General features: G+C 73.0%; 16 protein-coding genes, 1 other RNA gene and 2 pseudogenes. 15 read left to right on the top strand and 4 right to left on the bottom strand.

Annotation, left to right across the window (positions count from 1 at the left end; all coding sequences use genetic code 11):
• The first annotated feature begins 11 nt into the window (after positions 1-11).
• From ABH931_RS24775 to ABH931_RS24765, 3 genes are all read left to right on the top strand, one after another.
• Positions 12-1,103, top strand: coding sequence for an ABC transporter substrate-binding protein (locus tag ABH931_RS24775; protein WP_370117201.1), 1,092 nt, complete (start codon positions 12-14; stop codon positions 1,101-1,103).
• Positions 1,104-1,306: 203 nt separating this feature from the next.
• The gene (locus tag ABH931_RS24770) at positions 1,307-2,536 is read left to right on the top strand and encodes a hypothetical protein (RefSeq protein WP_370117199.1); all 1,230 of its coding nucleotides are present in this window, start codon (positions 1,307-1,309) and stop codon (positions 2,534-2,536) included.
• A 38-nt stretch (positions 2,537-2,574) separates the two neighbouring features.
• Positions 2,575-3,450 (top strand): hypothetical protein, encoded by an 876-nt coding sequence (locus tag ABH931_RS24765; protein ID WP_370117196.1) that lies wholly within the window; start codon positions 2,575-2,577, stop codon positions 3,448-3,450.
• 28 nt (positions 3,451-3,478) lie between these two features.
• Here the strand turns inward: ABH931_RS24765 and ABH931_RS24760 are convergent, their stop codons facing one another.
• Positions 3,479-6,421, bottom strand: coding sequence for an FHA domain-containing protein (locus ABH931_RS24760; RefSeq protein ID WP_370117193.1), 2,943 nt, complete (start codon positions 6,419-6,421; stop codon positions 3,479-3,481).
• Positions 6,422-6,652: 231 nt separating this feature from the next.
• Between ABH931_RS24760 and ABH931_RS24755 the strand changes: the two genes are divergently transcribed.
• The 4 genes and pseudogenes from ABH931_RS24755 (at position 6,653) to ABH931_RS24740 (ending at position 13,110) form a co-directional block, all read left to right on the top strand.
• Positions 6,653-8,713, top strand: a complete 2,061-nt coding sequence (locus tag ABH931_RS24755; protein ID WP_370117190.1) for a protein kinase — start codon at positions 6,653-6,655, stop codon at positions 8,711-8,713.
• A 160-nt stretch (positions 8,714-8,873) separates the two neighbouring features.
• Positions 8,874-10,154: pseudogene (locus tag ABH931_RS24750) on the top strand (serine/threonine-protein kinase); the annotation flags it as partial.
• Between the two features lie 1,105 nt (positions 10,155-11,259).
• Entirely contained in the window at positions 11,260-12,369 is a 1,110-nt protein-coding gene (gene prfB, locus ABH931_RS24745) for a peptide chain release factor 2 (RefSeq protein ID WP_370117187.1), read from the top strand.
• A 192-nt stretch (positions 12,370-12,561) separates the two neighbouring features.
• Positions 12,562-13,110, top strand: coding sequence for an LPXTG cell wall anchor domain-containing protein (locus ABH931_RS24740; protein ID WP_370117184.1), 549 nt, complete (start codon positions 12,562-12,564; stop codon positions 13,108-13,110).
• 78 nt (positions 13,111-13,188) lie between these two features.
• Here ABH931_RS24740 and ABH931_RS24735 read toward each other — a convergent pair whose 3' ends face one another.
• Entirely contained in the window at positions 13,189-13,383 is a 195-nt protein-coding gene (locus ABH931_RS24735; protein ID WP_042458925.1) for a hypothetical protein, read from the bottom strand.
• 219 nt (positions 13,384-13,602) lie between these two features.
• On the opposite strand from ABH931_RS24735, the gene ftsE reads away from it, so the two are divergent.
• The 5 genes from ftsE to ssrA all read left to right on the top strand — a co-directional run bounded on the left by ftsE (position 13,603) and on the right by ssrA (position 17,486).
• Positions 13,603-14,292, top strand: a complete 690-nt coding sequence (gene ftsE, locus ABH931_RS24730) for a cell division ATP-binding protein FtsE (RefSeq protein WP_370117180.1) — start codon at positions 13,603-13,605, stop codon at positions 14,290-14,292.
• Positions 14,293-14,305: 13 nt separating this feature from the next.
• Complete coding sequence (gene ftsX / locus ABH931_RS24725; RefSeq protein ID WP_370117177.1) at positions 14,306-15,226, top strand: permease-like cell division protein FtsX; 921 nt, start codon at positions 14,306-14,308, stop codon at positions 15,224-15,226.
• A 96-nt stretch (positions 15,227-15,322) separates the two neighbouring features.
• On the top strand, positions 15,323-16,456 hold the full coding sequence (locus ABH931_RS24720) for a S41 family peptidase (protein ID WP_370117174.1): 1,134 nt from the start codon (positions 15,323-15,325) through the stop codon (positions 16,454-16,456).
• Positions 16,457-16,517: 61 nt separating this feature from the next.
• Positions 16,518-17,003 carry an SsrA-binding protein SmpB gene (smpB, locus tag ABH931_RS24715; protein WP_370117171.1) on the top strand — a complete coding sequence of 162 codons (486 nt, stop codon included), beginning with the start codon at positions 16,518-16,520 and terminating at the stop codon, positions 17,001-17,003.
• Between the two features lie 114 nt (positions 17,004-17,117).
• Positions 17,118-17,486: a transfer-messenger RNA gene (gene ssrA / locus ABH931_RS24710) on the top strand.
• A gap of 235 nt (positions 17,487-17,721) precedes the next feature.
• Here the strand turns inward: ssrA and ABH931_RS24705 are convergent.
• Both ABH931_RS24705 and ABH931_RS24700 read right to left on the bottom strand, forming a co-directional pair.
• Positions 17,722-18,084 (bottom strand): annotated as a pseudogene (locus tag ABH931_RS24705) (flavoprotein); the annotation flags it as partial.
• 51 nt (positions 18,085-18,135) lie between these two features.
• On the bottom strand, positions 18,136-19,338 hold the full coding sequence (locus ABH931_RS24700; protein WP_370117168.1) for an FAD-dependent oxidoreductase: 1,203 nt from the start codon (positions 19,336-19,338) through the stop codon (positions 18,136-18,138).
• A gap of 64 nt (positions 19,339-19,402) precedes the next feature.
• Between ABH931_RS24700 and ABH931_RS24695 the strand changes: the two genes are divergently transcribed.
• The 3 genes from ABH931_RS24695 to ABH931_RS24685 all read left to right on the top strand — a co-directional run bounded on the left by ABH931_RS24695 (position 19,403) and on the right by ABH931_RS24685 (position 23,682).
• Positions 19,403-20,011, top strand: a complete 609-nt coding sequence (locus tag ABH931_RS24695) for a PadR family transcriptional regulator (protein ID WP_370117165.1) — start codon at positions 19,403-19,405, stop codon at positions 20,009-20,011.
• Between the two features lie 118 nt (positions 20,012-20,129).
• A complete protein-coding gene (locus ABH931_RS24690; RefSeq protein ID WP_370117162.1) occupies positions 20,130-21,254 on the top strand; it encodes a winged helix DNA-binding domain-containing protein in 1,125 nt (374 codons plus the stop codon).
• A 166-nt stretch (positions 21,255-21,420) separates the two neighbouring features.
• Positions 21,421-23,682 (top strand): UvrD-helicase domain-containing protein, encoded by a 2,262-nt coding sequence (locus ABH931_RS24685; protein ID WP_370117260.1) that lies wholly within the window; start codon positions 21,421-21,423, stop codon positions 23,680-23,682.
• Positions 23,683-23,956: the final 274 nt, after the last annotated feature.

The raw sequence follows: 23,956 nt of genomic DNA, 5'->3' as shown, positions 1-23,956 counted from the left end.
GTGGCACCGCCATGTTCAAGCGCTCCGCGGTCATCGCCGCCTCCCTCGCCCTGGCCACCCTCGGTACGGCCACCGCGTGTTCCTCCTCCGGCTCCTCCGGCGGTTCCGGCTCCAGCGGCTCCGGAACCCCCACCGTCAGACTGATGGTCGGCGGCATCGACAAGCAGATCTACCTGCCCTACCAGCTGGCGCAGAACCTCGGCTTCTACAAGAAGTACGGCGTCAACGTCCAGCTCTCCACCGAGACCGACGGCGGCATCGGCGCCGAGGACGCGATGGCCTCCGGCCAGGTCGACATGGCCGGCGCCTGGTACAACCACACCATCGACTTCCAGGTGAAGGGCAAGGCGGTCGAGGACATCGTCCAGCTCTCCGGCGCCCCCGGCGAGCGCGTGATGTGCGCCAACGGCACCAACGTGCACAGCGCGGCCGACTTCAAGGGCAAGACCATCGGCGTCACCGACATCGGCTCCGGCACCGACACCCTGATCAAGTTCCTGGCCGCCCAGAAGGGCCTGAAGACCAGCGACTTCCACCGCCTCGCGGCCGGCGCCGGAGCCACCGTGGTCGCCGCGCTGCAGAACCACAAGGCCGACTGCGCCATCACCACCCAGCCGACCGTCGCCGCGCTGGAGAAGAAGAACATCGCCTACTCCGCGATCGACCTGGCCACCACCGACGGCGCCAGCGCCTCGCTGGGCGGCATGTGGCCGGCGGCCGGCGTCCTGGCGCGCACGGACTGGGTCAACTCCCACAAGGACGCGGCACAGAGGGTCGTCGACGCGCTGGTGGCCACCATGCACTGGATCAACACCCACAGCGCCGCCGACATCGCGAACAACCTGCCGTCGGCGTTCGTCTCCAACGCCCTGGTGACCAAGGACGACTACATCACCGCCCTGACCCAGGACAAGGGTCAGTTCCTGCCCGACGGCCTCATGCCCGCCGGTGGCCCGAAGACCTCGCTGGCCACCGAGATCCTCGCGGGCAACGCGACCTCCTCGGTCAACCTCGGCACCACGTTCACCAACGACTTCGTCATCGCGGCGAACAAGCTGGAGGGCTTCACCACCACCACGACCCCGGCCGGCGCCAACGGCTGAACCGTCCGAGTCGTCCCCTGACAAGGGCCGGGTGCTCCTGGACAGCGCACCCGGCCCTTCGGCGTCCGTCTACATCGCAGGGATGACAACGGGTGCCTGTCATCCCAGGGATGCACCGGAATTAGCTTCGGAGAGCGACGCGGGGGACTGCGACGTACCCGTAGCGTCTGACTCGTCAACAGGACGGGGAGGGCGGGGACGTCATGAGCGTGATGCTGCAAACGCCGGTGGTGGCACCCAGGAGTGGCCCTTCGGCCGCCTGGTTCGAGCAGCGACGCACCTGGGTGCTGGGGTGGCTCGTCGCGGCGGGGTGGGCCGGGTCCTTCCTGGTGATCTCCAACCTCACGCCCCACCGGACCTGGGGTGCGTTCGCGGCACTCGGCTACCTCGCGGCAGCGGTCGTCGCCGGAACCGGGCGGCGCCGGGCGTCGGTGCTGGTGGCCCTGGTCGGCGCGGTGGTGCTGCCGTTCGGGCTGCTGGTACTCACCGGTCAGGCGCAGTCCGAGGTCGCGGTGATGGAACGCTCGATGGAGCTGATGCTGCGTACCGGCAGCCCCTACGCGGCCCGTCCGCACGGACTCGCGGACTACAACCCCTACCTGCCGGGGCAGGCCCTGTTCGGGCTGCCGCACGCGCTGGGGTGGTTCGGTCCCCTGGGGGACGCACGGCTGTGGTGCGCGGGCTTCCTGGCGCTGTGCCTGTCCGCCGGGCGTGCGGTCCTGAAGTCGCCTGCGGGGGCCGCGGATTCGGGGTCGATCTCGTACGGCACCGCGATGGGCGCCCTGGTCGCCTCGCCGTTCCTGGCCCTGCCGCTGTGCGTGAGCGGCATCGACATCCCGCTGATCGGCGTCTGCTGCGTCGGCCCGGCGCTGGCCCTGCGCGGACGGCCGATGGCGGCCGGTCTGGTCCTGGCCTTCGCCTGCACCCTCAAGTGGACGGCATGGCCGGTGGTTCCGGTGGTCCTGGCGGCGATCCTCGCCCTGTACGGGATGGGCGCGGCGCTGCGGTGCGCGGCGGTGACGGTCGCCGGTGCGGGCCTGGTCGTGCTGCCGTTCGCGCTGCGCACGCCGAAGGCGATGCTGGAGCAGGTGTTCCTCTTCCCGACCGGCCACGGCGCGGTGGCGACGCCGGCGCAGAGCCCCCTGCCAGGCGTCCTGCTCGCGAAGCTGGGCACCCCGGGGCTGGCCGTCGCGGCCGGGCTGCTGCTGGTCTGCGCCGCACTGCTGGCGCTCTCCCTGGTCAAGCGCCCGCCGGTGGACTCCGTCGCCTGCGCGGACCGGCTGGCGCTGGGCCTGGCCATCGCCTTCGCCCTGGCACCAGCGAGCCGCTACGGCTACTTCGCCCTGCCGGCGGTCCTGGTCCTGTGGACGCGGTTCGCGGCGCGCTGCGGCGGGCGGCAACCGGAGCGCGGTCTCCTGCGTCAGGGCCGTTGAGCGCATCCGCGCCGTCCCGGCATCCATCAGGGGGAACCATGTCCGAGTCCAACGGATCGAGAAGGACTCGTCGCGGCACGCACCGTCGACGCTCGGCGTCGGCGGTGCTCGCCGCCGTGGGCGGCCTGCTGGCGGCGTCCGCCGCCGTCGCGCCGGCCGCGCACGCCGGGACCGACGTTCCGTTCGACACGCGGTTCGACCAGCACTGCCTCACCGTGAACGGGGTGCCGACCGACGAGATCACGGTCAACGTCGAGAACCTCGGCCCGGGGCAGGGGCTGACCTCGACCGGGCTCGTCATCGCCTACAGCACCGTGACGCCCGGCAACGTCGTCGACCACACCGACAACTCCTGGCTGGCCTTCGACGCGAGCCGGCAGACCGCCACCGCCACCTTCGCCCTCCCGAACCCCAGCGCCGCCGACACGCTCAAGCTTCAGGTGACCGGGTTCTGGTCCTCCCCGACCACCCCGCAGAGCGCCGTCACCATCCCCGCGCCCGTGGTGAACTGCGGCACGGCCACCGCGGGCAACCCGAACGTGTTCTCCGCGAGCAACTGGTCGTTCTCGACGGCCTCGGCCACCGCCACCTGTGGTGCCCGCTACGTCTGGAGCCGCACCGGCGGGTTCCGCCGGCTCCCCTGGGAGACGATCACGGTGCAGGTGGGCCCGGACAACAAGAACATGTGGGGCGCCGACTTCGCGGGCATGCCGGTGTGGGTGGACTACTGGACCGACGGCGGGACCGTCGGCTACACCCAGGGCGCGACCGGCACGTCCGACGTCAACGGCAACGCGACGCTCTCGTTCACGGCCACCCCGACCGCAGGCACCGAGTTCGACCTCATGGTCAACTCCCGGAACACCGGCGGGAACACCTTCGCCCAGCACCTGTGGGCCCCCTCCTGCTCCTGACGGAGTGACGGAGGCCCCGGCCCGCCCGCTACAGGATGTTCGGCACCGGGGCCGTCCCGAGGGACTCCGCCGCCCGCTGCAACGCGCTGGCGAGCAGCGCCAGGTCCGTGGGCCCGTTGCCGAGCTCGCGGACCGTGCGGGAGGCCGGCGGCTCGCCGAGGGACGCCCAGTCCAGCGGGGTGACCGTGGGCCGGAGCGTCGCGGTGCGCGGGATGCGGCCCGTCACACGGGCCGTCAGCAGGGGCGTCACGCCTCCGTCCGCGTGGCGCAGCAGGCCGCGGCCCGGCGCGTCCCCGGCGAGGTTCGCCGCGTCGTCGACGTGGATCAGCATCGCCGAGGCCGTCGGGGAGTCGACCCGCAGCGCGACGCGGAGCTGGGCCGCCTCGTCGACCGTCGTGCCCGCCGTGCGCTCCGGCTGGGCGGTGGTGACGGCCAGCCGGACGCCGAGGCGGGGGCCGCGCAGGGCCGCGTCCTCCAGGACGTGGGCGAGCGGGGTACCGACCAGGGCGTCCCAGTCGTCGACCGCGACGACGAGATGCGGGAGCGGCTCCGCCTCGACGGCGACGGTGTGCGCGCCGGACGCGGCGGCGGGGTAGTCGTCGGCGGGACGCCGCGGCGGGGCGAGCCGGGCGAGGGCGCGTTCCGCGTGCCACGCGGCGAAGCTGCGGCCCTCCAGCAGGGCCGCCCTGCGGTCCAGCTCGGCGCTGAGCGCCCGCGCGGCCTCGCGCAGCTCCGGGCCGTCGGTGGTGGCGACGTGGCCGACGACGTGCGGGAGCTCGACGGCGGGAGTGAGGCCCTGGGCCGGATCGGCCGGGGGACGGCCCTCGATCAGCAGCAGGCCGAGCCGGTCCGGGCGTTCGGCGACGGCGAGCGCGGCCAGCAGCGAGCGCAGCAGCTCGGTACGGCCGGACTGCGGTGCGCCGCCCACGAGGAGATGGTCGGTCAGGTCCAGCGCGCAGCTGCCGTCCCGGGTGACGCCGATGGTCGCCGTGGCGATCTCACCGGAGCCGATGCGCAGTTCCGCCCAGCGGGCGGAGATCTTGGCGGGGGTGACCAGGTCCAGCCCGAGCAGGTCCAGCAGGCGGGCGGCCTCCGGCAGGGCGGCGCGGCCGCCGCTGCGTCGGGCGGCGTCGGGCTCGCGCAGCGGCGCGAGGGCGCGGGCCAGCCGGCCCGCCCACGCGGCGCCGACCGCGTCGAGCGCGACGCCGGTCACCAACTCCCGCTCCGGCGCGGCCCGGTGCTGGCCCGCTGCGCGCGGGGCGCTGCCGGGGAGCGGACGCTCCAGGTCGAGCAGCGTGCCGACCTCACCGGTCACGGCGACGAGGGCGCCGCAGCCCTGCGGCAGCGACTCGGGATAGTCGGCGAGCTGCAGCACATGGATGTCCCGCGCGGCCCCGTGCGCCACCAACTCGGCCACGGCCGCGCGCGCGGCCTCACTGCCGGGATCGCCGTCGACCACGACGACTGTGGCCCGCCCCCGCGGCACCGCGGCATGGCCGCGTCCGGCGTTCGGAGCCTCCACCGGGCCGCCGCTCACCTGGGGGCCGGGGCCGGGGGGTGTGGTGGGCAGGCCCCAGTCGGGGGCGAGTTCGGTGAGGCGGGCGAGGGCCTGGGAGGGGTCGAAGGCCGTCAGGGCGCGGCAGGGCTGGCCGTGGGCGGGGCGGAGGTGGGGGAGCCAGGGGAGCCAGGCCCAGGCGTCGGTGCGCTCGTCGAGGGGACGGGACTGGTCGGCGCAGACGAGGACGAGCTCCAGCCCGGAGGGCGCGTGCAGGACCGCGAGCTGGGCGAGCAGCCCGCGGACGAGGCCGAGCAGGCGCGGGCGCGGGCCGGTGAGGCCGGCGCTGCCCGCCGTGCGCAGATCGAGGGTGACCGGCGCGTGGGCGCGGGTGCCCAGGCGCAGGACCAGCGCGTCCTCGTGGGAGGGACCGCGCTCCCACAGTCGCGGGCCGGGCCCGAGCGCGGTGAGCAGCAGCTCGGCCGGATCGGGCCAGCGGCCCGGATCGCGCGGGGGCCCCTGCGGCGGGACGGTGGCGGCCGGGGCGGGCGCCGCGCGCCGCCGGCCGAGAGCCTGCTTGAGCAGGCCGGAACGGCTCTCGCCACGACGCGGCGACGGCTCCGGCGGCTCGGCGTCGACCCGGAAGCCGCGCCCGTGGGTGGCCTGGGCGTGGGACGCCGCGGGCGCGGGGACGGCCCCGCCGGGCGAGCCGGACTCGCCCCACCCGGCGGGGCGCGGCGACGATCCGGTGGCGCGAGTGGAGACGTGGACGGCGCCGTGGCCGTCCGGCACCACCTCCGCGCGGCCGAGCTGCGCCGGGACGACGCGCAGCGCGCTCTCGCCCAGCTCGATCAGCGCGCCGGGCGCGACCGTGCGCGGCTCCGCGCCGACCCGGGCGCCGTCCAGGACGGTGCCGTTGGTGGAGCCCGGGTCACAGACGGTGACCCGCCCCTCGGGGCCGACCTCCAGGGTGAGATGGAACCGGGACACGTCCGGGTCGTCCACGGGGACGTCCGCCTCGGCGGAGCGGCCGACGACGACGCGGCCCGGGTGCAGCAGGTGGATGCCGCCCGCGTCGGGACCGGCCACGACGTGGAGCGCGGCGGAGGAGCCCGCGGGCTCGGCGGCGTCGTCGGGATCGGGGGCGTCCAGGCGCAGCACCGCTCCGTCGACCAGTGGCGGGTGGCCGAGCACCGCCCGCTCGTCGAGGCGGCGGCCCTGGGCGTACAGGTGCACGTGCGTGGCGGCGCGGCCCGCGCGTGCGCCGGGACGTGCGCCCACCGCGCCCGCCAGCGCGGCCGCGACGGAGCCCAGCGTGGTGCCGACCGGCGCGCTGACCAGCACGTCCGCCGCGGGCGCGGCTGCATGCGGCGACGACGCCACGGACGTCGGCGCGCTCTCGCGCGGCCCAAGCACGGTCAGCCGGATCTGCATGCGCCCTGCCCCTTCCAGCCCGCACGCGATGGTGGTCGCCACGGTGTCGTATGCATCCTCCCATCTGCCGCCGACAGTTCGCGCACGGCACCCGATCGGATGATCTTCGGAACGTATCGCGGCGATCACGCGTCTGCACCAGTGGAGGGCGCGACGCGGATCTCACCGCACGACGTGCTCTTCGAACGCCGTTAGAGTTGCCGAAAACGCGAGCCCCCGCGTGCACGAGAGCGCCGCGGCAGGACGAGGGCTGCGGTACGACGAGGAGCATGGGTGCGCCCGGTTGGCAGTAAGTACCTGCTGGAGGAGCCGCTCGGACGCGGCGCCACCGGGACGGTCTGGCGTGCCCGCGTCCGGGAGGACGCCGAGAACGCGCCCGTCACGCCCGGCGCGGTGGTGGCGATCAAGGTCCTCAAGGAGGAGCTCGCCACCGACCCCGACGTGGTGATGCGGTTCCTGCGCGAGCGCGCGGTGCTGCTGCGCCTGGTCCACCCGAACATCGTCCGGGTCCGGGACCTCGTCGTGGAGGGCGAGCTGCTGGCCCTGGTCATGGACCTGGTCGACGGCCCCGACCTGTACCGCTACCTGCGCGAGAACGGTCCCCTCTCGCCGGTGGCCGGCGCGCTGCTGATGGCGCAGATCGCCGACGCCCTCGCCGCCAGCCACCACGACGGCGTGGTCCACCGGGACCTCAAGCCCGCCAACGTGCTGCTGGCGACGGTGCAGGGCCCGGCCGGTCCGGTCATGCACCCGCTGCTGACCGACTTCGGCATCGCCCGTCTCGCCGACTCGCCGGGCCTGACCCGCACCGCCGAGTTCGTCGGCACGCCCGCCTACGTCGCCCCCGAGTCCGCGGAGGGCCGCGAGCAGACGCCGGCCGTCGACGTCTACGGCGCCGGGATCATGCTCTACGAGCTGCTGACCGGCCAGCCCCCGTTCCACGGGGACGGCCCGATCCAGATCCTGCACGCCCACCTCTCGCAGCGGCCCGAGCGTCCGGCCTCGGTGCCGGAGCCGTTGTGGACGGTGCTGGAGCGCTGCCTGGAGAAGGACCCGGTCCGCCGCCCGACCGCGACCGCCCTGGCCACCGCGCTGCGCACGGTCGCGGCGGGCGTCGGCGTGCACGCGACCCCGGCCCAGATCGAGGCGGCGAACGCCGTTGGTGTGCTGCTGTCGCCGCCCGCGTACCTGCCGAACATGCCGGGCGCGGGCTCGGACGATCCGACGGTGCCCCGCGGCGTCCCCACGGCGGGCGCGGACGGCACCCCGCTGGTGCCGGGCCAGTCCGAGGACGCCCGCACGATGATGCTCGGCCGCGGCGCCACGCCGGTGGGTGCGGCCGACCCGACCCAGGTGCTGGCCGCGCAGGGCTTCCCCGCGGGCGCCGGTGATCCCACGACGGTGCTGCCGCAGGGCGCCGGGCAGGGGACACCCGGCGGGCATCCGGTGGGCGCGGCCGATCCGACGCAGGTGCTCGCGCCCCAGGGCTTCGGCGCCGGTGCGGGACAGGGCGGCTACGGCGGCACGCCGTACGGCGCCGCCGACCCGACGGCCGTGCTGCCGCAGAGCGGTCAGGCCGCGCCGGAGCGGACGCGGGTGATGCCCACGGCCGCCACGCCCCAGGGCGCCGCCGCGCCGGTGCAGGACGGACCGCATCCGTGGGAGTCGCAGCTGCGCAAGGCGCGGGAGCGCAACGAGCAGACGCAGGTCGCCGGGCTCGGCGACTTCGCCGTCGAGGACCCGTTCGCGGCGGGCCCGCAGGTCGCCCCGCCGCCGTACCGCTCCCAGCCCCAGTACCAGCAGCCCCAGTACCAGCAGCCGCAGCCGCAGCCGCAGCCGCAGTCGCAGCCGCCGCAGCGTCAGCAGCAGCCCCAGGCTCCGGCCCCGCAGATCTCGCAGGCACGCCGCCAGGCGCAGCCGCCCGTCGCGCCCCGTCCGTACCAGGAGCGGCCGCAGCGCGAGCGCGGGTACGAGGAGCGGCGTCCGGAGCCCGCGCGGCGGCCCGAGCCCGTGCGCCGCGCACCGGAGCGGGAACGCGAGCCCGACTACGACCGTGCGCCGGAGCGCGCCCGCGAGCGAGCGCCCCGCCCGCCGCGTCGTCGGCTGCCGCGCATCCCGGGCATGGGCTGCCTGAAGGTGCTGATCTTCTTCGTCGTGGTCGGCTTCCTGGTGTGGCGGTTCTCGCCGCTGCACGGCTGGATCGACCACGGGCTGAACACCGTCCACGGCTGGTGGGCCCAGGTGGTCACCTGGTACCACGACGTGACCGGTGCCGCGAACCAGGTGGACAAGGTGCGCAAGTCCGTTCCGAAAATCCCCTCGAGCGGTAACTGACACGGGGGTTCGGCACGGGTCGTCGGATTGACGATTTGTCGACTCCTGTCGGCCCGTCCGCCCCCTGCTGTCCCCCAAACGGCTCCAGGCCGCGTACTTTGGTCGCTGGCGCCGACGCAGCGCGCCTGTCATCCAGCCCCACCTCGCGCACGGAGCAGCCTTGGCACGCAAGATCGGTAGCCGCTACACCGCGCACTCGGTGATCGGCCGCGGTTCGGCCGGGACCGTGTGGCTCGGGGAGGGCCCCGAGGGCCCGGTCGCGATCAAGATCCTGCGCGAGGACCTCGCCTCCGACCAGGTCCTGGTCGGCCGGTTCGTCCAGGAGCGCACCGTCCTCACCAGCCTGGACCACCCGCGCGTGGTCGGCGTGCGCGACCTGGTCGTGGACGGCGACGACCTCGCCCTGGTGATGGAGCTGGTCCACGGCTCCGACCTGCGCTCCGGCCTGGATCGCGAGGGGCCGTTCACGCCACAGGCCGCCGTCTCCGTCGTCGCCGACGTCGCCGAGGGGCTGGCCGCCGCGCACGCGCAGGGCGTCATCCACCGCGACGTGAAGCCCGAGAACATCCTGCTCGACCAGGCCTCCGGCCCCGGCCCGGGCGGAGCCCCGCGCGCCAAGCTCTCCGACTTCGGCATCGCCCGCCTCGTCGACGCCCCGCGCCGCACCCGCGCCACCCGCATCATCGGCACGCCCGACTACCTCGCCCCCGAGATCATCGAGGGCCTGGAGCCGCGCGCCGCCGTCGACATCTACGCCCTCGCCACCGTGCTCTACGAACTGCTCGCCGGGTTCACCCCCTTCGGCGGTGGTCACACGGGCGCGGTGCTGCGCCGCCACGTCACCGAGTCCGTCCCGGCGCTTCCGGGACTGCCCGAGCCGCTGTGGAAGGTGCTGGCCCAGTGCCTGGCCAAGGCCCCCGCCTCCCGGCTGCGCGCCGCCGAGCTGGCCACCGGCCTGCGCGAGCTGCTGCCGGGCCTGGCCGGGCTGCCCGCGCTGCGCATCGCCCACCCCGACGCCCCGGCCGTCACCCCGCTGCCCGGCTACGACGGCTACGACGCCGACGACGAGGCGGCGGAGGAGGAGCAGGCCTCGCCGCGCCGCCGGCGCGGCTCGGCCGTCCCGCTGGTCCCGGGCAGCGCGCCCGACTCCAGCCGCGAGACCCACACCAACCTGCGCCGCCCCCGCCCCGAGGAGCTCAGCGGCCTCGCCGAGGCCTCCCGCGCGCAGCGCGCGGCGGCAGCGCGGCGGCCCGGCTCCACCCCGGGAGGCTCCCAGCGCAGCGGTGCGGGCGGCGCCGTCAAGCGGCGTCGGCGGCTCGTCGTGGCCGGTGCGGCGGTGGTCGTGCTGGCGCTGGCCACGGTCGGCGGCTACGCCGCCCTCTCCGGGGGCGGAGCCTCACCGCGCCACGGCAACCCCGGGGACGCCGCGACGCCCGGTCCCCAGCACACGCACGCCGCCGGCCTGCCGAAGGCGCCGGTCACCGGCGTCAACGACACCACGCCCACGGGCGGCGCCCCCCACCTGCCCGCCTGGGCCGCCTGGGCCGACGCCCCCGCCGTCCCCGCGCCGCTGGTCAGCGGCGTGCGCACGATCCACGTCGGCGGCACGGCCTACGTCTTCGGCACGGACGCGAACGGCGCGGTGCGCTACCTGACCCGCAGCGGCGGCGCGTTCGGCCCCTGGGGCAAGCTCACCGGCATACACGTCAGCGGGGAGCCCGCGCCCGTCGCCCTGCCGGGCGGCGTGCTGCGCCTCTTCGCTACCGGCACCGACGGCCTGATCTACCAGCGCGACTACACCGGCGGCACGTGGACGCCCTGGAGCCAGCTGGACGGCCGCACCCGCGTCGACTCCCCGCCGGACGCGGTCGCGACCGGCGACCGGGTCGACCTGGTGGCCCGGATCGGCGGCGAGGTCGGCACGACCTCCTACCTCGGCGGCGCGTGGACCGTGTGGGCGGCGATGCCGTTCTCGGGCCAGGTCACCGGCGATCCGGCGCTGGCCGCGGAGAGCGGCGGCAGGCTCGACGCGTTCGTCGCCGTCTCGGCCGGAACGGTTCAGCACACGCAGTTCGCAGACGGCCTGTGGCACGTCCCGCGGGTGGTGGCCGGCGTCACCGGCACGACGCGGCCTGAGGCCGTCCAGGCGGGCTCGGGGGCGGTCTACGTGTTCTCGACGGGTGACGGCTACGCGGCGAGCACCGCGTCCGGCGCGGCGTGGACCCCCGGCACGCTGCCGGACGCCCCCGCCTCCTCCTACGCCCCGGGCGCGTACGCCGACGCCGGCGGCATCACCCTCTTCCGGGTCACCCCCTCCGGCGGCCTCCAGTACACCCACGGGCGGTAGCCCTCGGGCGGCGCAGCCGCCAGGGGCGCGGGGCTCTGCCCGATGAACTGCGTGCGCGAGCAACCCACCCGGGGCGGATGGCCCTGTCCGCTCGGGATCCCAAGGCCGTGGGAGGGGGTGCCTCCGGCCGGAGGCCGGGGGATTGTCGCGCAGTTCCCCGCGCCCCTAAGTGGTTCGCGTCTGCATTACCCTTGCCCTTGTGGCAGCCATTGATCCTTCCGAAGAGCTCAAGTCGCTCGAGTCGACCATGACGTCGATCGAGACAGTCGTCGACCTGGACAGGCTCCGGTCCGACATCGCGGTTTTCGAGGAGCAGGCCGCCGCACCCAACCTCTGGGACGACGTCGACGCCGCCCAGAAGGTCACCTCCAAGCTCTCCTACCTCCAGGGCGAGCTGCGCAAGATCGAGACCCTGCGCGGCCGGATCGAGGACCTCGGGGTCCTCTTCGAGCTCGCCGAGGCCGAGGGGGACGCCGACGCGCGGACCGAGGCCGAGAACGAGCTGGAGTCCGTCCGCAAGTCCGTGCAGGAGATGGAGGTCCGTACCCTCCTGTCCGGCGAGTACGACTCCCGTGAGGCGCTGGTCAACATCCGCGCCGAGGCGGGCGGCATCGACGCCGCCGACTTCGCCGAGCAGCTGATGCGCATGTACCTGCGCTGGGCCGAGCGGCACGGCTACCCGACCGAGGTCTACGACACCTCCTACGCGGAGGAGGCCGGCATCAAGTCCGCGACCTTCGCTGTGAAGGCCCCCTACGCCTACGGCACCCTCTCCGTCGAGCAGGGTACCCACCGGCTGGTGCGTATCTCGCCGTTCGACAACCAGGGCCGTCGCCAGACGTCCTTCGCCGGTGTCGAGGTGCTGCCGGTCGTCGAGTCCAGCGACCACGTCGAGATCGACGAGAAGGAGCTGCGCATCGACGTGTACCGCTCCTCCGGTCCGGGCGGCCAGGGCGTCAACACGACCGACTCGGCGGTGCGCATCACCCACCTGCCGAGCGGCATCGTCGTCTCCTGCCAGAACGAGCGCTCGCAGATCCAGAACAAGGCCTCGGCGATGAACGTCCTCCAGGCCAAGCTGCTGGAGCGCCGCCGCCAGGAGGAGCGCGCCGCGATGGACGCGCTCAAGGACGGCGGCAGCTCCTGGGGCAACCAGATGCGTTCCTACGTGCTGCACCCGTACCAGATGGTCAAGGACCTGCGCACCGAGCACGAGGTGAGCAACCCTCAGGCGGTGCTGGACGGCGACCTGGACGGGTTCATCGAGGCCGGCATCCGCTGGCGCAAGTCGCTGGAGAAGGCAGAGTAGGAAGATGCCGGCCGAGATGAACGATCGGCGCAGCATCGAGGCCGGCATCCGGTGGCGCAAGTCGCTGGAAAAGGCCGAGTAAGCACGATCCGTGCTCAGTAAGGGCCCGGTGGTCGAAAGTTGACCACCGGGCCCTTGCCACACCATGCTGACGCCCGAACAGGTCTCGGGGGCATAACGGAAGGGGCGGGTGTGGCACGCGGACACCGCAGGAAGGGCAACGGCATACGCATCGCGGGCATCGGGCTCGCGCTGGCGGGAGCCGGCCTGACGGTCGCGGGCGTGACGAGCGCGAGCGCCAAGGTCGTGGACGGTCCGAACGACAACCAGAATGTGCTCCCGGCCGTCACCGTCAGTATCGGGGCCCTCGGCGGGGACAGCGGGAGCGGTGACTCGGCGGCGCCGACGCAGAGCGCGGCACCCTCGGCGAGCGCGACACCCGCGCAGAGCGGGACCGGGACGCAGAGCAGCGCTCCCTCCGCCGGGTCGAGCAGCTCCGCGTCGAGCAGCACGGCCGCGAGCGCGTCCGGCAGCGCCGCCGCCTCGGCCGCGCCGGGCACGGGCGGGACGAGCGGGAGCTCGGGCGACGTCGCGATGACGCAGGCGCCGGCCCGGACGGCGCTGGCCGAGACCGGGAGTGACAGCAACACCCCGATGATCCTGGCCGGCGGCTTCACCTTCGTGCTCGGCGGAGCGGTCTTCCGTTTCGGACCGCGGGCGGCGAGCAGTCGTAAGCACTGAGTGACGGAGCGCACAGCAAGCGGGCCGGGTCCGATCGGTTGATCGGACCCGGCCCGCGACGTGTGTAGGGGGCGCCGGTCAGGCGAAGGCGTGCCGCGCTATCACCACGCAGGCGATCAGTGCCGCCAGCAGGGCGATCAGCGTCGCGGGGGACAGGGAGGCGAAGAGCCCCTGCTGCTCCATCATGCGCGCGCGGCTGGCCCTGCAGGTGGGGCAGCGCCCCTCGCTCACCGGACCCGAGCAGTTGGCACACACCAGACGGTCGAGCGTCATCGCGATCTCCTCCTCTGATGTGCACAACGCAGAACCCCATCGAGTGGGTTCCCTCCACTGTGCCACGTCACGCGCGATCCGGCTGCCCCTTGCCCCGTTTTGTCCGTTACTGTCCGTGAACTCCCCCACGATTCCCGGGACGAACCTGCGGGCCCTCGTCCGCTTCGCGTAAGGTCGCCCAAGTCCTGTCCACCTACACTGGCCCACTGTGATGCAGCCGTGATCAGATTCGACAACGTCTCCAAGACCTATCCCAAGCAGAACCGTCCAGCGTTGGACAACGTCTCGCTGGAGATCGAGAAGGGTGAGTTCGTCTTCCTGGTCGGGTCCTCCGGCTCGGGCAAGTCGACCTTCCTGCGCCTGATCCTGCGCGAGGAGCGCCCCTCCGTCGGTGAGGTGCACGTCCTCGGCAAGGACCTGGCGAAGCTCTCCAACTGGAAGGTGCCGCACATGCGCCGCCAGCTGGGGACCGTCTTCCAGGACTTCCGCCTGCTGCCCAACAAGACCGTCGGCCAGAACGTGGCCTTCGCGCTCGAGGTGATCGGCAAGCCCCGCACCACGATCAACAAGGTCGTGCCCGAGGTGCTGGAGCTGGTCGGCCTCGCCGGCAAGCAGGACCGCATGCCGGGAGAGCTCTCCGGTGGTGAGCAGCAGCGTGTGGCCATCGCCCGCGCGTTCGTGAACCGCCCGATGCTCCTGATCGCGGACGAGCCCACCGGTAACCTCGACCCGCAGAACTCCGTCGGCATCATGAAGCTGCTGGACCGGATCAACCGGACCGGCACCACGGTGCTGATGGCCACCCACGACCAGGCGATCGTCGACCAGATGCGCAAGCGCGTCATCGAGCTGGACCAGGGCCACCTGGTCCGTGACCAGTCCCGCGGCGTCTACGGCTACCAGCACTGAGCGAGGATCATCAATGCGAGCCCAATTCGTCATGTCGGAGATCTGGATCGGTCTCCGACGCAACCTGACGATGACCATCGCCGTGATCGTGTCCGTGGCCCTGTCGCTCTCCCTGGTCGGCGCGGCCATGTTGCTGAACTCCCAGGTGAGCCAGATGAAGGGCTACTGGGGCGACAAGGTCGAGGTGTCGATCTACTTCTGCAACAAGGGCAACCAGGCCAACCTGAAGGACACGCCCAACTGCGCCTCCGGCGTGGCGACCCAGGCCCAGATAGACGCGGTCCACACCCAGCTGAGCAAGAACCCGCTGGTCCAGACCGTCTACACGGAGTCGCCCGAGCAGGCGTCCGCGAACTACAAGAAGCAGTTCCCGGACTCCCCGCTGATCCCCGACGCGACGCCCGACTGGTTCAACTACTCGCTGCGCGTCAAACTGACGAACCCGCAGCTGTACCAGGAGGTCGCCAGCCAGGTCGAGGGGCAGCCGGGCGTGGCCAAGGTCGACGACCAGAGTGCCGTGCTCAAGCCGCTGTTCAACCTGATGAGCACCGCGCAGTGGATCGCCGTCGCCATCATGGTGATCATGTTCGGCGTGACGCTGCTGCTGATCGTCAACACCGTCCGCGTCTCGGCGTTCAGCCGCAAACGTGAGACGGGCATCATGAGACTCGTCGGCGCGTCCAACTTCTACGTGCAGATGCCGTTCATCGCGGAGGCGGCCTTCGCCGCCGCCATCGGCTCGGTGCTGGCCTCCGGCATGCTCGCCATCGGCAAGTACGTGCTGATCGACATGGTGCTGAAGAAGCAGATCACCCTGATCAGCTTCATCGGCTGGGGCCCGGTGGTCTCGGTGATGCCGCTGCTGGTCGTCATCGGTGTGGCCATGTCCTCCCTGGCCGCCTTCCTGACCCTGCAGAAGTATCTGAAGGTCTGATGTTCATCGGAGAAGCCCCGGAAGCGATACTGCTTCCGGGGCTTTTCGACGGGTGGACCCACCCCGGCGGGGCGGGCGCCTCTAGACTCTTCAGCCATGTCACCCACACGTCGCGCCCTCCGGCTCCAGTCCACACTGGCGCTGCTGTTCGCTGCTGTGTGTGCGATCGGCGCCGGAACGGGCGCCTGGGGCAGCGAGGGTGGCACCACGACGAGCGCCGCACCGCGGACCGGCCACGTCGGTGACGCGGTCGGCGGACCGGTCGGCGGCGGCACGCCGGGCGACCGCTGGACGGCCGACTACACCCCCGAACAGTTCGCCGCCTACAGCCAGGAGTTGGACGGGCACTACATCGGTGTCGGGTTGTGGCTGGCGCGTTCCCCGCAAGGCAGCGTCTCGGTGACCCGGACCCTCGCCGGCTCGCCCGCCGCGCGGGCCGGCCTCGCCGCCGGGGACCGGCTGCTCGCCGTCGACGGCACCCGCGTCGACGGCCGCCCGGTCACCCAGGTCGTCGCGCTGCTGCGCGGCGGCGCCGGCGGACGCGTCGGCTCGGCGGTGACGCTGCTGCTGCAACGCGGCTCGCGCCAGTGGCAGGTGGAGCTGCGCCGCGCGGTGCTCGACGAGGACGACGTGCACGTCGACCACCCAGAGGCCGGGGTGACCCGGATCAGCCTGGACGCCTTCACGGTCGGCGTCTCCGAGCAGGTGCAGGCCGCCGTCCGGCAGGCCGTGCTGCACCCCGACCGCGGCGGCCGCGGCATCCTGCTGGACCTGCGCGGCAACTCCGGCGGGCTGGTGTCCGAGGCGGTCGCCACCGCCTCGGTCTTCCTCGACGGCGGCCCGGTCGCCCGCTACCTCCCCGCCAACGGCCCCGAGCAGACGCTGACCGCCGCGCCGCACGGTGACACCGTGACGCCGCTGGTGGTCCTGGTCGACGGCGGCACGATGAGCGCGGCGGAGCTGGTCACCGGCGCGCTGCGGGACCGCGGCCGGGCGGTCGTCGTCGGCGGGCCGACCTTCGGCAAGGGCGCCGTGCAGGAGCCGCAGGCGCTGTCGGACGGCGTCGTGCAGGAACACACCGTCGGCCACTACCTCACCCCGTCCGGCACCTCGCCGGACGGCCAGGGCATCCAGCCCGACATCCCGGTGCCGGCGTCCGCGAGCGCGCAGACCGCGGAGAACACGGCGCTGACCGTGCTGGACGACCTCAGCGGCGGCGACGGGCAGTAGTGCCGCCCGCTGGTTAAGTCCGTGCCGAAGCCCCGGCCGAAGTGCGAGAATGTCCGGCACTATGGCGAAGAAGAAAGACGACCCGCGCAACAAGCTCGTCGCCTCCAACAAGAAGGCGCGGCACGACTACAACATCATCGACGAGTACGAGTGCGGCATGGTGCTCACCGGCACCGAGGTGAAGTCGCTGCGCCAGGGCCGTGCCTCGCTCGTCGACGGCTTCGCGGACGTGACCGGCGGCGAGGTCTGGCTGCAGAACGTGCACATCATGGAGTACGCCCAGGGCACCTGGACCAACCACGCGGCGCGCCGCAAGCGCAAGCTGCTGCTGCACCGGTACGAGATCCAGAAGCTGGAGCAGAAGCTGAAGGAGACGGGCTACACCCTGGTCCCGCTCTCCCTCTACTTCAAGGACGGCCGGGCCAAGGTCAACATCGCGCTGGCCCAGGGCAAGAAGATGCACGACAAGCGGCAGACCCTGCGCGAGAAGCAGGACACCCGTGAGACGGCCCGCGCGCTGGCGGCCGCGCGGCGACGCCAGCAGTAATCGACTGGACCTTGCCGTTGCCGTGGCCGTAGCATGGACAACGCTCCGGGTGGTCCCCACCAGCCGCGAGTGATCTCGAAGAGATCTTGACAATTGAATAGCAGCACCCCACATGGGGGTGATCGGTTTCGACTGGGGATGTCGAGGCAGAGGAAGCGAGCCGAGGAAGCGGCAATGATCTCGTTAACCACATGTCGCAAAAAAATAATCGCCAATTCTAAGCGCGAGCACTTCGCGCTCGCCGCCTGAGCGAGTAGCGAAGTTGTCAGACCGGGCGCGTCCCCGTCCCGGATCCTGGCATAATCAAGGGGACTCCACCGTTCGACCCGGTCACGGGGTAGTGCGGAAAATCTCACAGTGACTGGGCCCGTCGGGAGCTTGTCTGCGTGACTCCCGGGGCCGAGAAAAGCACAGCAGACTGCGCTCGGAGAAGCTCTGGTTCCGCACCACAGGACGCGGGTTCGATTCCCGCCACCTCCACCGACCCCATGTAAACGAAAAGCCGCCCGGCGTTGCCGGGCGGCTTTTCGCGTTTCATTCCCTGTGCGTTAGCGCGAGGCGTGCCTCGTGGAGGGCGAGGTGCCAGTCGAAACCGGGGGTGTCGTCCTGGCCGGGGGCGGTACCCGTCTCCGGCCAGGACGATGCGGGCGCCGGCCAGGCGGAGGGTCTCGATCGACCGGGCGTACTGCGGATGCGCGGCCAGGGCCGCGTTGACGCAGGGGAGCGCGACGGTGGGGAAGCCCCGGCCCAGCGCCTCGGCCGCGTAGCCGATCACGAAGGAGTCGGTGAGGCCGAGCGCCCAGCGGTTGACGCTGTTGAACGTCGCGGGCGCCAGGAGCACGACGTCGGCAGTGGGCCAGACGTCCTCCTGGCCCGGCAGCTTGTAGTGCGAGCGGACCGGGAAGCCGGTCAGGGCCTCCAGGCCGGGCAGGTAGGGGTGCAGCCAGCGGGCGGCGGTGGGGGTGAGCCCGAGGCACACCCGCCAACCGTCGGCCTGGGCCTGCTCCACCGCGGTGGCGATGGTGAGCACGGGTTGCGCGCCGGTACCGAGCAGGTAGAGGACGGGTTGATCGCCTGTCATGGCGTTACCCAACATCGAATTGGGTGGATCTTGCAAGTGCGCCCGGCGTGGTCACCCCACCGGCGCGTCGAAGTCGATCGGGTAGCGGAACTGCCAGGCGTTCCGCTCGGGCTTCGTCATCCTGAACATCACCGGCAGCAGCGCGTCCCGGACGACCCGGGCGACCGGGCCGGCCGCCTTGCGGGCGTTGGTACGGGCGGTCACCTTGATGATCCGCTCCACCCGTGGGCGGCGCAGTTCCTCGTAGCGGGCCAGCGCCTGGGGCAGCGGCAGGTCGCGCAGGCAGCGGGCCAGCTCGACGGAGCTCTCGGCGGCGAGCGAGGCGCCCTGGCCGGAGCTGGAGGACGGTGCGTGGGCGGCGTCCCCGGTCAGCACCATGCGGCCGCGGCTCCAGACGACGTCGCGCGGCATGGTGTGCGTGCTCCCCGCGAAGAGCATCGTCTTCGGGTCGGTGGCGGCGAACATCTGCGCGGCCGGGGTGGCGTCGCCCTCGCAGATCTGGCGCAGGTGTGCCAGCCAGTACGCGCCACCCTTCTCGCGCTGCTGGTTGACCGAGAGCGGTTGCGGAACCGGCAGGTTGACGAACCAGATGCCCGTACCGTCCGCCATGACCTGCCAGGCGAAGAAGCACCGCTTGCCGAACGCCATGATCATCATGCCGTCGGTGGGCGGCACGTCGCAGGCGCCGACCATGGCACCGAAGCCGGCGGTGCCGGCGAACCGCGGGTCGGGGGAGCCCGGGTCGACGAGCCGCCGGACGGTGGAGCGCAGGCCGTCCGCGCCGATCAGCACGTCGGCCGTGGCGGTGGTGCCGTCCTCGAAGCGGGCGGTGACGCCCGCGGGGCCCTCGCTCGCCCCGACGATGCGCTTGCCGTAGACGGTGGTGATGCCGCGGGCCTCGGCTGCCTCGCGCAGGGTGCGGAAGAGCTCAGCACGGATCACGAAGCGCGTCGGGTCGATGCCCGGGAGCGTGCCGAACTCGGCGAGTCTGCGGCCGTTCCAGCTCTGCAGCACGATGCCGTTCATCGGCGTGCTGACCGCGCGGATCGCGTCGCCGACCCCGATCGCGTCGAAGGCCTGGAAGCCGTTGGGGGCGAGGCCCATGCCGCCGCCGACCTCGTCGGCCGGGCCGTCGTAGGCCTCGAAGATCGTCGCCTCGATGCCCGCCTGCTGCAGCGCCATCGCGGTGACCGGGCCGGCGATACCGCCGCCGATGACCAGTGCGGAGCGAACCTTGTCCGTCGTGATGTCCATGGATCGATAGTTGCACTGCAACTAGTCTTGAGTCAACTAGTCATGGGGTGGGTAGTATCTCCGCATGAGCGCTGCGCCCCGGAGTTCCCCGCTGGCCCTGACCGTGCTGGCCCTGCTGCACTACAAGCCGCTGCATCCGTACGGCGTGCAGCGCCTGCTCAAGGACTGGGGCAAGGACCAGGTCGTCAACGTCGGCCAGCGGGCCGGCCTGTACCGGACCATGGACCGCCTGCTGGAGGCCGGGCTGATCGCCGTCCGCGAGACGGGGCGCGACGCCCAGTACCCCGAGCGCACGGTCTACGAGGTGACGGACGCGGGCAGCGAGGTCGCCCACCGGTGGCTGGACGAGATGCTGTCCACGCCCAAGCAGGAGTTCCCCGAGTTCCCCGCGGCACTGTCCCTGCTGATGCTGCTGACCCCCGAGGCGATGCGGTCCGCGCTCACGCGCCGTGCCGCGGCGTTGGACCTGGCGTTGGCCGGGCAGGCGGCGGAACTCTCGCGTGAGGCGGAGACGGGTCTGCCCCGGATCGCCTCGCTGGAGGGCGAGTACGTGCGCACGATGACGGCGGCGGAGCTGGCGTGGGTCCGGGGGGTGCTGGCGGATCTCGACGCCGGCAGGCTCGCGTGGTCCCCCGAGGAGCTGCTGGCTCTGGCAGGCGAGGAAGCCCCGTGAGGGGCGCGGGGACCGCGCGAGCAACCACCGGCGTGCGGATGGCCCTGCTCGCTCGGGATCCGACCGCACGCCGGTGGTTGCTCGCGAAGTCCCCCGCGCCCCTGGGATAGTGCAACGCATGGCTGCTCCGAAGCTCGACGACCGTCGCCTCAACCGCGCATTGATGGCACGTCAGTTCCTGCTCGCGCGGGAGGACGTCGCCCCGCTGGCCGTGGTGACCCACCTCGTCGGGCTCCAGTCCCAGCTCCCGCAGAACCCGTACACCGCCCTGTGGTCCCGCATCAGCCCCTTCGACCCGGCGGACGCCTCCACCCTGATCGCCAAGCGCGAGACCGTGCGGCTGTCCACGCTGCGCGGCACCATCCACCTGCACGACGTCGAAGACGCCCTGCTGTTGCGCGCCTTCTGCCAGTCCGTGCACGAGGCGACCCCCTTCGGCGAGCGCGTCGTCTTCCGCAGGCAGCTCGCCGGGATCGAGCCGGAGGCCCTGTGGGAGGCCGGGCGCGCCCTCCTCGCCGACGCGCCGATGACGCCTGCCGCGCTCGGGAAGGCGCTCGCGCAGGCGTTCCCCGGATACGAGCCGTCGGCGCTCAGCACGGCCGTGCGGTACAAGCTGTCGCTGGTGCAGGTCACCCCGCGCGGGGAGTGGGGGCGCAGCCAGGCGCCCACGCTGACCACCGTGGAGGCGTGGCTGGGGCGGCCCCAGCGTCGGCCGGACACGGCCGCCGTCGAGGCGCTCACGCTGCGCTACCTGGCCGCCTTCGGGCCGGCGAGCGTGCAGGACATGCAGAGCTGGTGCGGGGTGACCCGGCTGGGCGAGGTGTTCGAGGGGCTGCGGCCGCGCCTCGCGGTCTTCGCCGACGCGACGACCGGGCGCGAGCTCTTCGACCTGCCCGACGCCCCCCGGCCCGACCCGGAGACGCCCGTGCCGCCGCGGTTCCTGCCCGACTACGACAACCTGCTGCTCGGCCACCAGAACCGGGCCCGGGTCCTGGACGACGAGGGGCGACAGCGACTCTCCGCCGCCAACAACGGCTACCAGCCGACGCTGCTGATCGACGGGCGGGTCGCGGGCATCTGGTCCTACGACAAGCCCCGGCGGAAGGGCGCGCCCGCCGTGCTGGACGTCGAGCTGCTGGCCCGGCAGCCGGCCCCGGTGCGGGCCGCGATCGAGGCGGAGGCCGCCGACCTGCTGGCTTTCCTGGCACCCCAGGTGCCCGAGCGGGACCTGCGCCTCCACTGAGACGGGCTCCAGGGCGTAGGATCAACAGTTCCCTTTTTCGGAAGGGCACCGCACCAGCCCACGATGGACCAGAGGGGAACCCTTGGCCTCGCCCACCCGCCCGTCCGCCAAGTCCGCTCAGTCGCCCGAGCACAGAGCCGACCAGACCCCGATAGACCGCCGCACCCTGCAAGCCAGGGAGATCGCGGTCGAGCAGGCGCACCTGGACACGGTCTACCGGCGCCTCGGCGAGAAGCTCGCCGAGGCCGAGTTCCTGCTCGACGACGCGAACAACAAGTCCCACGCCGGTACGCCCGGCGCGCTCGCCGAGCGCGATGCCCAGGTCTACCAGGCCGGACGGCACCTGCAGCGGTTGACGAACGAGTTCGAGGACTTCCTGTTCGGCCGGATCGACCTGCAGCAGCCCGACCGTCCGGAGGAGGACGGCTTCCCCTCGCAGACCCCGCTCGACCCCAGCGACCCGGACATCGCCGAGACGCTCCACGTCGGCCGTCTGGGCGTGCTGGACGCCGAGTACGGGCCGCTGGTCATCGACTGGCGCGCGCCCGCCGCCGCGCCCTTCTACCGGGCCACCCCGCGCCAGCCGGGCCGCGTGGTGCGCCGCCGGGTCATCCGCTCGCGCGGCCGCAAGGTGCTGGGCGTCGAGGACGACCTGCTCCGCCCCGACCTGGACGCGCGCCTCTCCGGTGAGCCGCTGGCCGTCGTCGGCGACGGCGCGCTGATGGCGACGCTCGGGCGGGCCCGCGGCCACTCCATGCGCGACATCGTCTCCTCGATCCAGCAGGAGCAGGACGAGGTCATCCGCGCCCAGGCCGCCGGAGCCACCCTGGTGACCGGCGGACCGGGCACCGGCAAGACCGCCGTCGCCCTGCACCGCGCGGCCTACCTGCTGTACCACGACCGCCGCCGCTACGCGGGCGGCATCCTCGTGGTCAGCCCCACCGCGCTGCTGGTCTCCTACACCGAGGGCGTGCTGCCCGCGCTGGGCGAGGAGGGCCAGGTGGCGATCCGCGCCATCGGCGGCCTGCTCGACGGCGAGGACGCGGACCGCTACGACACCCCCGAGACCGCCAGGATCAAGGGCTCCTCGCGGATGCTGCCGCTGCTGCGCCGCGCCGCGCGCGCCGCCCTCGACGGCCCGGACACCCCGGCCGAGCTGCGCGTCGTGGCCCAGGGCGAGGTGCTGAAGGTCGACGCGCACGCCCTGCGCGACCTGCGCCGCAACGTCCTGGGCGGCAGCACCCCCGTCAACCTGCTGCGCCCGCGCGCCCGCCGGGTGCTCCTCGACGCGCTGTGGACGCGACTGCTGCGCGGCCGCCCGACGCCCGTCGACCGCTACGAGCGCGAGGAGCAGCAGCGCCAGCGGGAGGCGTTCGACGAGTACGTGGCCGACGAGGACTCCTTCCTGGACTTCCTGGAGGCCTGGTGGCCCGCGATGACCCCGCGCCGGGTGCTCGCCGTGCTGGCCGACCAGCGCCGCCTGGGCGGCCTGGCCCGGGGCTCCTTCAGCCGGGCCGAGCTGCGGCTGCTCACGGACTCCTGGAAGCACCTGGACCGCCGGGGCCGCGGTGGTGTCTCGGTGACGGACGTGGCGCTGCTGGACGAGCTGCACGCGCAGCTGGGCGAGCCGTACCGGCCGCGGGTGCGCGAGGTCGACCCGATGGACCTGCTGACCGGTCTGGACGAGGTCACCACCTTCGGTGACCGCCAGCGCCGTGACCAGGAGCAGCGCAGCGCCGCGGCCGCCGAGCGCCGCGACTACGCGCACGTCATCGTGGACGAGGCGCAGGACCTCACCCCGATGCAGTGGCGCATGGTGGGCCGCCGGGCCCGCAACGCCACCTGGACCATCGTCGGCGACCCGGCGCAGTCCTCCTGGATCGACCCGGCCGAGGCGCAGGCGGCGATGGACGAGACGCTGGCCGGCAAGCCGCGCCGGCGCTTCACGCTGACCACCAACTACCGCAACCCGGCCGAGATCGCCGAGGTCGCCTCGCGGATCCTGGCGCAGGCCGCGCCGGGCACGGAGCCGCCGGTCGCCGTCCGCTCCACGGGGGTGGAGCCGCGCTTCGCGGCGGTCACCGCCGAGGACGCCATGGGCGACGCCGCCCGGGCCGAGGTGGCGCGGCTGCTGGGCGAGGTCGAGGGCACCGTCGGCATCGTGGTGCCGATGGACCGCCGCGAGGAGGCGCGCGCCTGGATCGCCGGCCTGGGCGAGCGGGCGGTCGCGCTCGGCAGCCTGGAGGCCAAGGGCCTGGAGTACGACGCCACGGTCGTCGCGGACCCCTCGGGGATCGCGGGGGAGTCGGAGGCGGGCCTGCGCGTCCTCTACGTCGCGCTGACGCGCGCCACGCAGCGCCTGACGGTGCTGAGCGGCCCGCTGGACCTGCCGGACTCGGCGGGCGTCCCGGCGCTGCTGCACGGCTGACCGCACGGCTGACGCGCGGTCATGCAGAAGGGGCTCCCCACCGGTGCGGTGGGGAGCCCCTTCTGATTCTCCGTCTCAGTGCGACACCGACCCGCCATGCTCGCCTCGCGGCAAGTGGTCCCTCTGAGGGACGAAGGTTGGGCCCGGGGGCTTGGATCGAGCCGGTGTCGCACAGCCAGAGTAACAAAGGTCCCTCCGATCGCATTCCCCTGCGGCTTGTGGAAGAGAATTTCCGCCTACCGACAAGTAGGTGCGACCATCGAGGTCGAACTCC

The organism is Streptacidiphilus sp. MAP12-33 (genome assembly GCF_041261265.1).
Lineage (GTDB): Bacteria > Actinomycetota > Actinomycetes > Streptomycetales > Streptomycetaceae > Streptacidiphilus.
Note: the sequence above shows the minus strand (reverse complement) of the source record. Positions and strands in the feature narration are given on the sequence as shown.